The organism is Spirulina subsalsa CS-330, from assembly GCF_028330765.1.
GTDB lineage: Bacteria > Cyanobacteriota > Cyanobacteriia > Cyanobacteriales > Spirulinaceae > Spirulina > Spirulina subsalsa_A.
In genome coordinates this window covers 1-13,068 of the sequence record NZ_JAQMTY010000027.1, presented here as the reverse complement: position 1 = coordinate 13,068, position 13,068 = coordinate 1, and the positions used below count along the sequence as shown (strand labels likewise).

At 53.2% G+C, this 13,068-nt stretch carries 14 protein-coding genes; 7 read left to right on the top strand and 7 right to left on the bottom strand.

Going from position 1 to position 13,068, the window contains the following annotated elements; translation table 11 throughout:
* Positions 1-12: 12 nt before the first annotated feature.
* Positions 13-465, top strand: a complete 453-nt coding sequence (locus PN477_RS01990) for a tellurite resistance TerB family protein (RefSeq protein ID WP_272119843.1) — start codon at positions 13-15, stop codon at positions 463-465.
* Positions 466-574: 109 nt separating this feature from the next.
* Here PN477_RS01990 and PN477_RS01985 read toward each other — a convergent pair whose 3' ends face one another.
* The 3 genes from PN477_RS01985 to PN477_RS01975 form a co-directional block, all read right to left on the bottom strand.
* Positions 575-1,045, bottom strand: coding sequence for a hypothetical protein (locus tag PN477_RS01985; RefSeq protein WP_272119845.1), 471 nt, complete (start codon positions 1,043-1,045; stop codon positions 575-577).
* Between the two features lie 390 nt (positions 1,046-1,435).
* Complete coding sequence (locus tag PN477_RS01980; protein ID WP_272119847.1) at positions 1,436-1,810, bottom strand: hypothetical protein; 375 nt, start codon at positions 1,808-1,810, stop codon at positions 1,436-1,438.
* 153 nt (positions 1,811-1,963) lie between these two features.
* Positions 1,964-2,497 carry a hypothetical protein gene (locus PN477_RS01975; RefSeq protein ID WP_272119849.1) on the bottom strand — a complete coding sequence of 178 codons (534 nt, stop codon included), beginning with the start codon at positions 2,495-2,497 and terminating at the stop codon, positions 1,964-1,966.
* Between the two features lie 25 nt (positions 2,498-2,522).
* Between PN477_RS01975 and PN477_RS01970 the strand changes: the two genes are divergently transcribed.
* Positions 2,523-3,686, top strand: a complete 1,164-nt coding sequence (locus tag PN477_RS01970) for a ferrochelatase (RefSeq protein ID WP_272119851.1) — start codon at positions 2,523-2,525, stop codon at positions 3,684-3,686.
* 519 nt (positions 3,687-4,205) lie between these two features.
* Here PN477_RS01970 and PN477_RS01965 read toward each other — a convergent pair.
* Entirely contained in the window at positions 4,206-4,730 is a 525-nt protein-coding gene (locus PN477_RS01965) for an outer membrane beta-barrel protein (RefSeq protein WP_272119853.1), read from the bottom strand.
* Positions 4,731-5,265: 535 nt separating this feature from the next.
* Between PN477_RS01965 and mutS the strand changes: the two genes are divergently transcribed.
* Entirely contained in the window at positions 5,266-7,899 is a 2,634-nt protein-coding gene (gene mutS / locus PN477_RS01960) for a DNA mismatch repair protein MutS (RefSeq protein ID WP_272119855.1), read from the top strand.
* Between the two features lie 666 nt (positions 7,900-8,565).
* Positions 8,566-8,949 (top strand): plastocyanin, encoded by a 384-nt coding sequence (gene petE, locus PN477_RS01955; RefSeq protein ID WP_272119857.1) that lies wholly within the window; start codon positions 8,566-8,568, stop codon positions 8,947-8,949.
* Positions 8,950-9,040: 91 nt separating this feature from the next.
* On the opposite strand, the gene PN477_RS01950 is transcribed toward petE, so the two are convergent.
* The gene (locus PN477_RS01950) at positions 9,041-9,649 is read right to left on the bottom strand and encodes a PAP/fibrillin family protein (protein ID WP_272119858.1); all 609 of its coding nucleotides are present in this window, start codon (positions 9,647-9,649) and stop codon (positions 9,041-9,043) included.
* A gap of 181 nt (positions 9,650-9,830) precedes the next feature.
* Between PN477_RS01950 and PN477_RS01945 the strand changes: the two genes are divergently transcribed.
* Both PN477_RS01945 and mraY read left to right on the top strand, forming a co-directional pair.
* Positions 9,831-10,049 carry a DUF3134 domain-containing protein gene (locus PN477_RS01945; RefSeq protein WP_272119860.1) on the top strand — a complete coding sequence of 73 codons (219 nt, stop codon included), beginning with the start codon at positions 9,831-9,833 and terminating at the stop codon, positions 10,047-10,049.
* 73 nt (positions 10,050-10,122) lie between these two features.
* Positions 10,123-11,220, top strand: a complete 1,098-nt coding sequence (mraY, locus tag PN477_RS01940; RefSeq protein WP_417158730.1) for a phospho-N-acetylmuramoyl-pentapeptide-transferase — start codon at positions 10,123-10,125, stop codon at positions 11,218-11,220.
* Between the two features lie 216 nt (positions 11,221-11,436).
* Here mraY and PN477_RS01935 read toward each other — a convergent pair whose 3' ends face one another.
* Entirely contained in the window at positions 11,437-11,736 is a 300-nt protein-coding gene (locus PN477_RS01935) for a hypothetical protein (RefSeq protein WP_272119863.1), read from the bottom strand.
* A 288-nt stretch (positions 11,737-12,024) separates the two neighbouring features.
* On the opposite strand from PN477_RS01935, the gene PN477_RS01930 reads away from it, so the two are divergent.
* On the top strand, positions 12,025-12,348 hold the full coding sequence (locus PN477_RS01930; RefSeq protein ID WP_272119865.1) for a hypothetical protein: 324 nt from the start codon (positions 12,025-12,027) through the stop codon (positions 12,346-12,348).
* 97 nt (positions 12,349-12,445) lie between these two features.
* Here the strand turns inward: PN477_RS01930 and PN477_RS01925 are convergent.
* Positions 12,446-13,068 (bottom strand): S-layer homology domain-containing protein (locus tag PN477_RS01925; RefSeq protein WP_272146929.1); only part of this gene is annotated, 623 nt, incomplete at its 5' end.

Here is a 13,068-nt window from a genome sequence, read left to right as displayed (position 1 = left end):
GAGCAGTCACCCATGGGTCTCTTTGATGCGTTTCGCAAAAATGACAGCTTGCAGAAAAGTCAATTAAGCCTTGGCCCGGCGGAAGGGTTTGCCGCCATTATGTTGTTGGTGGTCGCAGCAGATGGATATTTAGCGGATGATGAGGTGCGGCTGCTCAATATTACGCTGTTACGGATGCGCCTATTTCGGAGTTATTCCGAAGATGTGATGCGTCGGATGTTTGATAATCTCTGTGGCATTTTGCGGCGGGAGGGATCGGGGGTCTTGTTTGAGGCGGCGATCGCGACCTTACCCCATGATTTGTACGAAACAGCTTTTGCGATCGCCACCGATCTCGTCCTTGCGGACGGGGAAGTGAGCCAAGAAGAGGAAGACCTCCTCAGCAGCTTGGCCCGCTCCTTCGAGCTTGACCCAACCGTTGTCAATCAAGTCATTCAGGTCATGCTGATTAAAAATCGCGGCTAATCGTTGGATTGAGTCCATCCTAGAGTTGAGCACCTGATCCACCATTCCTATCCATGCCTGATGCTGAAAAACCCTTCAACGGCTAACGTTGAGGGGTTTCAAGATCACACTACCCTTTAATCACAATTTCAATTTGCTCCGGGTCTACCCCAAATTGTTTCGCTAGACCTTCTTTAGCTTGGGTAATGGAGAGGGGGGGAATCGTGTCTAGGGATGCGATCGCAGGTGTTCGGAGCGATTCAAACGTGAGGGACTCTAACTCAATGCCCAAATCCGCCAACGCCACATAACGCACCGGAAAACGGCCACCATCCCACGTATCCGGCCGATCAATCGGGGCGTAATCCGTGATGTGAATGGCGTAGCGGGTTTTTTCATGTTCGGGGGTTGGCACTTCCGCTAAATGGCTAATCAAGCCCACACAAAACGCCGTCCCTTTCTTCGCCCCTTGGGAATAACAACACACCAAGTATTTACAATTGCTGGCCCGTTTTTCGTTGAGCGTCCAAGCGTCATCATAATGATTCGTCTTGATGTACTGCTCATCGTGGCTGGTGAAAGTGAGGAGGGTGTCTTCCATAGAATGTTTATCACTAATAAAGGTAACTATGACTCCTGAGTACAGGACAAAAATCAGGTTTAGGCTGAAACCCTAATCATTTCGTCGGTTGGGTCGAGTCATCGCGAACCCCAACCGACTCCATCAAACTCCATCCTCTGTAGTGCGGGCATCTTGCCCGCTGGGATTTAGACAAAATAGGGAGCAGGATGCTCCCACCCCCTTCAAACTTCAGATTTTGTCGTACATTTCCCATTTCCACTTTTGTCCTGTACTAAGCTATGACTCATTCGGTAATTCTGTGGAGTGGTTCGGCTATCCGCTGAATCATCGGGTCGGACAGCAGAGAAGCCGATCTCACACGATTACCGAAGGATGTTCTGAGGTTTTTAAAACCATCCTTGCTCGTGCCTAGAGGGTTTCAAACGTCAGGGATGCAGGATCAATGCCTAAGTCCTGCAAGCTCACATAGCGCACAGGGTTTTGACCGCCATCCCAAACATCAGGCAAATCAATAGGGGCATATGCACTGATGCAGATGGCGTAACGTGTTTTTCCGTCGCCGGGATTTTTCGCTTGGATCTGGCTCACCAAGCCCACACAGAACGCTGTCCCTTTTTGCGGCTCTTGGGAATGACAACACACCAAATATTTGCAATTGCTAGCCCGTTCTGCACTCAGCACCCACGCATCATCATACTGATTCGCCTTAATGTACTGCTCGTCGTGAATTGTAAAGGTGAGTAGAGTATCTTCCGTTTGCTTTTGATAGTTTGCGAATGCCATGGGTTAACCTCTTGTTTAGTATGAATATAGAATAGCGTAATTATTTTTAGTTTGTCAATAGATTAACTATAGTTTTTGGATAGATCCTGGATTAACCGCATTAAAGATGGCGTTAGTTGGGGCTAGAGACTGTGCCCCGCCCCTCACCCCTGCTCATGGATGCAGGGCGAGGAGTTGGGCGATAAAGGCGATCGCACTCAGCCGCTCCCGTTGACCCCAGCCCGATTCCGCCCAGCCCTGCCCCTGGGTAGGATTCGCCCAGAGTTCCAAATGATCCACCGGCGGATCGGCGTAGAAATTGCGCGACCCCATGCCGAGGGGGAACGATTGCCAATGGGTTGTCCAGTCGTGGCTGAGGCGATAGATCGGGAAATTTCCCCACAGCGGCACACCCCAGCCATCGAGGGCGATCAGTTGGGTGATGGTTCCCCCCTGTTGTTGCCAGCGGTGAGCAGCGGCGATCGCACCCACCACCCCCGCGCTAAATCCGATCAGGGTGAGGGCGTTGGTCACGCGATGAGCCTGGACAAACTCGATGATTTTGCCGCCATCGTAGGGCGCGATCGCCCCCGTCGGAACCGTCAGCAGATCCAAGTCAGCAAATCTAGATAAATCCTGAAGATTGGCTCGAAATTGGGCAGTCCCCCCTGGGGGGTTAAAGCCGGGACAGAGTAGAATCAAGGACAATGGAACCCTACCTACAAAAATTACTGTGGTTGCAACTCCGGAAAAATCTCAACAAACTCCTCTTGGCGAATCTGACAGCGATCGCGTCGCCGTCCTCCTCATGGGCTACGGTGAAGTCGAAAGCTACGAAGACTTTGCCAACTATAACGAACAAGCCCTCAACCTGCTGACGGCCAAATTTGCCCCCGTCCCCACCTGGCTCTATCCCCCCCTCGCCAAACTCCTGGCCATCTTCGACCTCCACGAATGGAGCCATCAGCACGGCCAATTCGTCTCGCCCCATAACCACATCTTTGAACACCAACGGGCGGGCATTGAGCAGGAACTAAAACAGACCTGGGGCGATCGCATCAAAGTCTTCAAAGCCTTTAACTTCTGCGCCCCCTATCTCCCAGAGCAAGTCATCGCCCAAATTAAAGAGGAAGGCTTCACCAAACTCCTGATCTATCCCCTGCTCGTGGTGGATTCGATCTTCACCAGCGGCATCGCCGTCGAACAGGTTAACGATGCCCTCACCAAACTCGACACCCAGCGCCAAGGCTGGCTCGACGGCACACGCTACATTCCCTCGTTTTACAACGAACCCGACTACATCGACCTCTTGGCCCGGATGGTGGAATCCAAAATTCGCCAAGACCTCGAAGTCGCTCACCTCCCCTCGCAAACCGGGATCATCCTCCTCAATCATGGCTGTCCCCACAAGGCCAAAGGCTTCACCTCCGGGATCATGGAAAGCGAAGCCCTCTACGAAGCGGTACGGGCGAAATTAATCAACAAATACCCGCTCATTTCCGTCGGCTGGCTCAACCATGACACCCCCTTAATTGACTGGACGCAGCCCAACGCCGAACTCGCCGCCAAGAACTTAATTGATCTCGGTGCAACTGCGATCGTGATGATGCCCATCGGCTTCGCCACGGAAAACCACGAAACCATCCTCGACGTTGACCACATCACCAGCGGTCTCAAGCGCACCGCCCCCCACGTCACCTACGTGCGGATGCCCTGCGTCAACGACCACCCCGAATTCATGGCCATGGCCGCACGTTGGGCCAACCCCCAAATCGAAGCCCTGCTCAACGAAACCGCAGCCGCTCAAAACGCCCCCCTGACCTTCATTCCCAAACTCTACGAAGATCACGGGCACAGCCACGGGCACAGCCACGACCACGACCATCACCACCACTAAACGATTTTTCGACTCCCTGACTATCCCCCACACGGGGGATTTTTTTTGGAGTTGGGGTGCGATCGCCCTCCAGACCAAACAGGCTGGTTGACTGACTTGATAGCCCTCACCCCCAACCCCTCTCCCAGAGGGCGAGGGGAGCCGATCCATTTTTCCAGTTCCCTCTCTCAGAGGGCGAGGGGAGCCGATCCATTTTTCCAGTTCCCTCTCCCTAGGGGAGAGGGCTAGGGAGAGGGCTTTCCGGGATCTGGCTAATTTTGTCAGTCAACCAGCCAAACAGCTTAGGGAACTTCAGCAATCCATCCGGTAATTCTGTCGTGCGAGCATCTTGCTCGCTACAGGTTGAGAGCATTTGCAATGACCGGATTCAATGGTTAACCCCTTGTGATGAGAAATTGCGCTCATCGTTGAACAATTCAGCGGCTAAAAAAGAAAAAACCGAGCATTGCTCGGTTTCTAGATTTGGGAGAGTTCTGATGTTCAATGCCAGCGGAGAAACCCGCAGGGGAATGAGGTCAATCAAAAGCGGTAGCCTACACCGGCTTGGAAACTGAGGGCATCGGCTGAACTGTTTTCGTAGGCATTAATGCCCCATTTGCCATCACCATAGACCACAATATTTTCAGCCACTTGGGATTCACCGCCCACCGTAAACATGAGCGAATCACGATTCCCTAAGGGGCTGGGTTGACCGTCTGCTTCAACGAATGAATACCCCGCACCTACATAGACATTGGTATTTTGAGCCACAGGCAGATCGTAGGACACCATCGGCATAATTGCGCTGGTTTCTTCACCGAATAAAATCGCGCCCCGGACGGAAACCGGTGTGTCTTCAATTTGGTAACGTCCTTGAATATTTCCACCTAGATTCGCTGCATCTCCGTTTTGACCACCGTTGGTCACGCCGGCAGATAAACCACCACCAATGTAGGCGGCATCGGTTCCTTTTTCGACAGATTGAGCGTGGGCAAATTGACCGGAAAAGAGAAGGGTGGAGAGGGTGGCGAGCATGACGGTGGAATGGAAGAGTACGCTTTTCATGATTGAGGCTCCTGGTCTTTACTGTTGATTGTGTTGTGTTCTCGTTTTTGTTCGAGATGTGTGTATTGACCAGTTAAGCGAATCTAGGTTCCAAAGAATTCCCTTTTACCGGCCACTTTTAGAAGTGGTACAGATTCGCCCCCCAAGGCGATATTTCTGCATACATTAGACTAGAGAACATCTCGAAATTAGCGGTAATAATTAGCCCATCTTCGCTTCATTTTGATTGCTAATTATTCGCAATTTTCAAGATATTGCTATCATTTTGATTCCCGATCGCTTCCGATCAAAATGATAGTTTTCGGGGTTGGCTGTTCCTGAATTCAGGGATGCTCACGCCCTATAGCGATCCTAAATCAATCGGAGATCTGATCTCCTCATCAACAAGGGGCTTAAGCCCCTTGCCTGTTCATAACAAGGGGCTTAAGCCCCTTGCCTGTTCATGAATCAAATAGGATTGCGATCGCTCCCTATCCGGCTAAGCGTAGGGAGAAATGGCACAATGGATAGACGTTTGCATCCTGCCGATTGACCTATGAGTGCTGTCCCGTCCCCTCCGTCCACGTCCAACGAACCCCATGGCGACTATCGGGGGCTAGACCGGGAGAAGCTGTCGCCGATGATGCAGCATTATATTGATGTGAAAGAGCAGTACCCGCAGGCGTTGTTGCTGTATCGGGTGGGGGATTTTTTTGAATGTTTCTTTCAGGATGCGGTGACGATCGCGCAAGAATTAGAACTCGTCCTCACCAGTAAGGAAGGGGGTAAGGAGATCGGACGGGTGCGGATGACGGGTGTGCCGCACCACGCCCTCGAACGCTACAGCGCGATGTTGGTGGAAAAGGGCTATGCGATCGCAATTTGTGACCAAGTGGAAGATGCGGCCCAGGCTGCGGCGGAAAAGCGGATGGTACGGCGAGAGGTGCAGCAATTGCTCACGCCGGGGACGCTGACCGAGGAGGGGATGCTGACGGCGCGGCGCAATAATTTCCTGGCGGCGGTGGTGATTGTCAAACACCATTGGGGGCTGGCCTACGCAGACATTACCACGGGGGAATTTTTCACCACCCAAAGCCAGGGAATCGAGGCGCTGGGGATGGAGTTGGAGCGCTTGCACCCATCGGAGGTGTTGTTACCGACGGATGCCCTGGATGTGGGGCGGTTGCTGCGACCGGGACAACAAAATGAGCTTGTGCCGCCGGAACTGCCGACGGACTTGTGTTATACGACGCGATCGCAACGGTATTTCAACGCCACCGAAGCCCGCAACCGTATTTTAGAAACCTTTCACCTCAGTTCCTTAGAGGGGATTGGCTGTGAGGGGAAAACCCTGGCGGTACGGGTGGCGGGGGGATTGCTCGAATATATCGAAGACACCCAAAAGGAACGTAAAATTCCCCTCCAACCGTTGAAAACCTACGCCCTGACGGACTATTTAATTCTGGACTCTCAGACGCGGCGGAATTTGGAGTTAATGGAGACGGTGCGCGATCGCACCTTTACCGGCTCGCTGCTTTGGGCCTTGGATCACACCAATACCGCCATGGGGGGGCGGGCGTTGCGGCGGTGGTTCCTGGAACCGTTGCTCGATCAGCGCGGCATCATCGCCCGCCAAGACACGATCGCGGAAATTCTCACGAACAACACCCTGCGCACCACCCTCAAAGAAGAATTGCGGCAGTTTTATGACCTCGAACGCCTCAGCGGTCGCGCCGCCGCCGAGCGGGCCAATGCGCGGGAACTGGTGAATCTGGCGGATTCCCTCGTGCGTCTCTCGCAACTGTCAGAACTGGCGAACCAAGGTCAATCCCCCTACCTGAAAGCCCTCCACCACATCCCGCCAGCATTGGAGCAGGTGGGGCGGCATATTTTAGATCGGATTGTGGACGCGCCGCCGTTACATATTAAGGACGGGGGCGTGATTCGGGAGGGGATTGATCCGCGCTTGGATGAACGCCGCCAGCAGTTGAACGCCGATCAGCAATGGTTGGCGGATTTGGAGGTGAGCGAACGGGAACGCACTGGGGTGAACAAGCTCAAGGTGGGCTATAACAAAACCTTTGGCTACTACCTGAGTCTGCCGCGATCGCAAGCTGCCGCCGCCCCCGATAACTACACCCGCAAACAGACCCTCACCAACGAGGAACGCTACATCACCCCAGAATTGAAGGAGCGCGAAACCCGCATCCTCACGGCTCAGGATGACCTCAACGAGATTGAATATGAAATTTTCCAGGAGTTGCGATCGCTGATCGGAACCCACGCCCAAAGCATCCGCGACATCGCCAAAGCCGTGGCCGCCCTAGATGTTCTCGTTGGCTTAGCGGATGTGGCCCTAGAACAGGGCTATTGTCGCCCCGAAATCACCACGGGCCGAGAGATTGAGATCATCGCCGGACGGCATCCGGTGGTGGAAAAACGGTTAAAACAGCAATTTTTCGTCCCCAACTCCACCCACCTCGGCCACACCAAAACGCACCCCGACACCCCCGATCTAATCATCCTCACCGGCCCCAACGCCAGCGGCAAAAGCTGCTATCTCCGTCAAGTGGGGTTGATCCAAATCATGGCCCAAACCGGGAGTTTTGTCCCGGCAACAGGGGCAAGGCTGGGGATTTGCGATCGCGTCTTCACCCGCGTCGGAGCCGTCGATGACCTCGCCACCGGCCAATCTACCTTCATGGTGGAAATGAACGAAACCGCCAACATCCTCAACCACGCCACCGAAACCTCTCTCGTTCTCCTCGATGAAATCGGTCGCGGCACAGCCACCTTTGACGGCCTCTCCATCGCCTGGTCAGTGGCGGAATACCTCGCCCAAACCCTCCGCGCCCGCACCATCTTCGCCACCCACTACCACGAACTCAACGAACTCGAAACCCTCCTCAACAATGTCAAAAACTATCAAGTCACCGTCAAAGAACTCCCCGACAAAATCATCTTTCTCCACCAAGTCCAACCCGGCGGCGCAGACCGTTCCTACGGCATCGAAGCGGGCCGTCTCGCTGGCCTCCCCGATGTCGTCATCCAACGGGCCGAGCAAGTCATGGCCCAAATCGAAAAACACAGCAAAATCGCCGTCGGCCTCCGCAAAGGCAACCCCAAACGCAAACCCGAACCTACCCCCAAAGCCAACCCCACCCCCGAACAACTCGACATTTTCGGTTAATCCACCCACCTCAAGGGGCCATTTCCTAGCGCCGCACCACAGCCAAAATAATACTTTATTGTAGGGTGGGTTAGGCGGATTAAACTCCTGTTATCACTGCAATCCAGCAATCCGCCGTAACCCACCAATTAGCATGTGCCGCGACACTAGGGCCGCACCACAGCCAAAAATAATGCTTTACCATCGCGTTATCGTGGTTATCGTAGGGTGGGTTAGGCGGCTAAAACTCCCGCCATCACTACAATTCAGCAATCCGCCGTAACCCACCGATTCAGTAACACACCGCATAACATCATCACTAAACAGCTAGGGAACATCACTAAACAGCTAGGGAGCGAGACGCTCCCACTCCAGTTAAATCACAGGATTTAAGGAGTGCGGACATCTTGCCCGCTAGTGCCACGACACAGCTAAAAAAATGATTTATCGTAGAGTGGGTTCGGCGGCTAAAACTCCCGCTATCACTACAATCCAGCAATCCGTCGTAACCCACCGATTCAAGTGCGTCGTCACAATAGCCAGGGTTGAGATCTAGCGTGCCAAGACCGGTAAAATTGCCGCGATTTTCCTTGAAAACTCAAGTTTTTCTGAGCGTAAGGCTGGTGTCCATGTCCCATGAGGTTATAGAATCAAAACAGATTTAACTTTGACACCCCGTAGAAATTCATGCTCAAGAAACTTGGTTTAATCCTTTCTACTGTTTTGCTCGTCATCGCTAGCTTTGCGCTGACTGCTCAACCGGCGGCAGCAGCAGAATACACGGTGAAAATGGGTGCAGACAGCGGCCTATTGAAATTTGAACCTGAGACCCTCACCATTGAGTCAGGCGATACCGTTAAGTTTGTCATGAACAAGCTTGGGCCCCACAACGCAGTGTTCGGAAAAGGCCCTGATGGTGCTGCCCTGTCGAAACTGTCCAAAGATCAGTTACTGTTTTCCCCTGGTGAAGCCTACACGTCTGATTTTAGTGGCGCTCCTTCTGGTGAATATGAATACTATTGCCAGCCCCACAGAGGCGCAGGTATGGTAGCCAAGATTATCGTTAAATAATCCATCATCTGAGTTAACTCATCGCTGGACTACACCAAAAAACTCCCTCCTCTGTGGGGGAGTTTTTTGCGGTGGGGATTAAGGGGGCGGTTCAGCCGTCACGGAGGCTGGCTGTTTGTTCTTTGGCCAAAACAAAGACGCTCCCCTCGTTGCCGCGATTAATCCGGAGGGTGTCGTCAAGATAGGTGATGTCGATCCAGCCTTGGCGATCGCGGTTGCTGATGTCGAAGTCAAGGGGGGGGAATTTTTGGCCGTTTTCGAGTTGTTGGATGATTTCGTTGGGGGATTCGTAGCGGAGCAGGCGCTGGAGTCCGATGATGGAGCGTTCAAACTGAACCGTGACCCGACGTTCTGAGACGGGTTCAAATTGCGCCAGGACACAGACAAGACCTTCGAGCCAGGGCACGCCGACGAGTTCGGCAATGTTGTAGACTCGCTGGGTTTCGGTGCGGAGACATTGATAGATTTGCCCCAGTTGAAAGAGGGGAAAGCGGTCAATGCCGAGGAGTTCTCGGCTGGTGGTGTAGAGCAATCGCCAGTTGCCGTCGAGGTATTGTGCGGCTTCGGTGGGCCGGGGGGTGGGGTTTTCGTCTTCGAGTTTGGCGATCGCTTCTAGAATGGCGACCCGATCGAGTTCCTGAGTCAGCAAGCCGCGATTTTTGCCGGCGATCGCACCGAGTAACCTTGCCTTATGATCCATAAAAATTGCCACCCTCTCCAATGATTCCGCAACTGTGGTAAAACAACAAACCAAACCCATGTTCTAGATCATGCCAGATCCCGCCGTTATGGCTTTTAATCCCTGGCGTTTTCCCGTACACTGGTGGGTATTTAGCCCCAGTATTTGGATTCGTTACAGTTTCTATTCTCTCAGTATAGCGATGCAAAACCCTGCTCTCCGTCAAGAACCCCGTTACGAACCCGCTTCCGTTATTCCCCTCAAGCAAGGTGAATCGCTTCTCTATTGGCTAGAGTCCAACGGCCGTCTGCTGCCCCGTGAAGGCGTGCTGGAGGATGATACCCTCGAAGATTCAGAAGAAGAAATTGCAGAATTGATGGACGTAGAAGATGACGATGATGATGATGATTTAGACGATTAAGGGCAATCCCTATGGGTCATCAGGAACGCCGGGTGACCCCGATTCTATTTATTGATTGTGGTGTGTTGAAGTTGTGGACGCAAAATTAGAGTCAAGAACCAGTCTGAGAAACCCATCGGGAAAAGTGCTGCTCCTGTTGCTGGCCGTGCTTGTGGGCGGTATGGGTCTGAGCTACGACGCGATCGCAGGCAATTTAGGGCAATGGCAGCAATCGTTACTGTTGCCGATGTTGGTCTGTGCGGTGGGAAGTGCGGTATTAGGCCAGGGCTTAATCCCCATTTTGCGCCGCCTCAAAGCCAGCCAAATTATCCAAGAAGACGGCCCCAAAACCCACCTTAAGAAAGTGGGAACCCCCACCATGGGCGGTCTATCGTTTGTGCCGTTGGTGGTGGCGGTGGCTTGGCTTTGGTCGGGGTTCGATGGTAATGCGATCGCCGTTGGTACGATTACCCTGTTTTACGCGCTGCTCGGTTGGGTTGACGATTGGGAAATTCTCCGCCGCAAATCGAATAAAGGGCTAACCCCCCGCATGAAATTAGTCTGGCAGATCAGCGGCGCGATCGCCTTTTGCCTGTGGATGGGTCAGACTCAACCCGCTGACATCACCACGATTTCCCTCAGCGCAGGCTGGGTGTTACCCCTCGGCATCGTGTTTTGGCCCATCGCTGTATTTGTGTTCGCCGCCGAAAGTAACGCCACCAACATCACCGATGGGGTCGATGGTTTAGCCAGCGGTACGGCTGCGATCGCCCTGCTGGGACTCGCCATCCTCATCGCCCCCACCTATCCCACCCTCGCCCTGTTCTGTGCCTGTTTCAGTGGCGGCTGTCTCGGCTTTGTCGTCCACAACCACAACCCCGCCCGCGTCTTCATGGGTGACACCGGCTCCCTCGCCCTCGGCGGAACCTTAGCCGCCGTCGGTCTGCTCAGTCACAGTCTCTGGGGTCTCTTTATCCTCAGCGGTTTATTTTTTGTCGAATCCATTTCAGTCATCGCCCAAGTCGGGTACTACAAAGCCACCAAAGGCCCCGATGGCAAAGGTAAACGCCTCTTAAAAATGGCTCCCATTCACCACCATCTCGAACTCAGCGGCTGGAGTGAAACCCAAATCGTTGGCGTGTTTTATCTCAGTTGCTTTGCGATGACGTTATTAGCCTTCTTGATTACCTAGATCAACCTTGCATCGTCCACAGCATAATGCAAAGAAGTCAAAAAAAAAGGGGGACTGAATCCCCTTTTTTTTGACTCTTTCGCCGTTCAATGAACTATAAAAACGCCAGTCATGATCGTATAGCACTAGCTAGAGCAGTTAGGACATTCAGAAACTCTGGAACAAGGGGCTTAAGCCCCTTGCCTGTCCTAATGCCCTTGTTGATTGCTATAGTTTTCAAGCTAATTGCTTATCAGAGCCAATCGTGAATGAAGTAATTGGATTGCGCAGGATAAAAATTTTAATCCGTTGCACAACCCGCAATTTCGCTAACGGAACTTCTAGCAACGCCCGATTCGCCAACACTGCATTAACAATGGTTTGATCCGGGCAGCGGATATGCAAGACACCCCAACGCCGCACAACCTGACAGTGTGATAAACAGCGAAGTTGATCGAGTTCCTGTTGATTTTCTCGATAAAAATCCCAAATGAGTTGGGTGAGTTGTGACGGCTTTTGGCTCCTGAGCTTTCCCATGACTTGGTGACAAACAATGGCAACGTCACTTTTATTGAAACCCAAGATTTCCAGGATTTTCAGAATTGCAAGAAGACTTTACTTTACATTTCTTGACAGTTCAAGACTTGCATTATGGGCTGCTTTAGTGGCTGTGTTGCCTCAACAGAATGGGGGCTTTTTCCGGAAAAGACGGCTAGGCCAATGGTCACGTTTTTGATTGAGCCGTCCGACTCAGGCGATCGCGCCCCCAGTTGCCGATACTGAAAAGGTATCAAAACAACCTCTCTCCCGAATCCACAGAGCACCATGAAACGCACCTTTTTCGCCCTCGTCACGCTGGCAACCGTGGTTATCCCGACCGCCGCTTTCGCTGTCCCTCAAGCCGATTTCCCACTGGCCCAACGCCCCAATCAAGAACGCCCCCAACGCCCCGAACGTCCCGATGGAGAACGCCCCCAACGGCCTGATCCTGACCGCCCTGATCCCGACTGCGATCGCCCCGATGGAGAACGCCCCCAACGTCCCGACCGCGATCGCCCTGATCCGGATGGCGATCGCGAACGTCCTGACCGTGAACGTCCCCAACGCGATCGCCCCCAACGTCCTGATCCTAATGCACCGACCCAATAGGCGCGAAAGATAAACTCCCCACAGCAAAGGCTCTGAATGATTGCATTCAGAGCCTTTTTTATAAATCAACTCTCAAGGGTGCGAGAGCCAGGCTGGGTTATTGGCCGTTGCGGACGCAGTTGTACATGCGCAAGGTGGCAGCGGCTGCATAGTTGCGGAGGGCGGGGGAGTTGGGTTGGAATTGTGTGCCCTGTTCATTGACGGGACTGGCCACACCGCAATAGCCGGACATTTCCGAGATCAGCGATCGCGCCCAGTGGGTACTCGTATCCGAGAAGGCAAACGGGTTTTGGGTTTGTCCCAAGGTCATCGCCATTCCCTTTTGAGTCTTGGCATACTCCGCCGCTTTCTTCATGATCACCATCAGTTCAGCACGAGTCACCGCTTGGGACGGTCGGAAATTGCCATCCGGATAGCCCGTCACAATCCCGCTGGCTTTCGCCCATTGAATCTTCGCCGCACTCCAACGATTCACGGCCACATCCGGGAACGGAGCCGCGTTCACTTGAGCGGGAGCATTGGGGTTCACATCCGGTAATGCACCCATGGCATCGAGTACCATTGACACCACCTGCTCACGGGTTAAGGCGCTTTGGGGTCGGAAGGTGTTGTCTTCTAAGAACCCAGAAATGAAGCCGACCCGCACGGCGGCTTCGATTTCGCTGCGATAAATATCGCCACTGATATCGCGAAAGGTGGGTGTAGGAGTGGGGGTTGGGG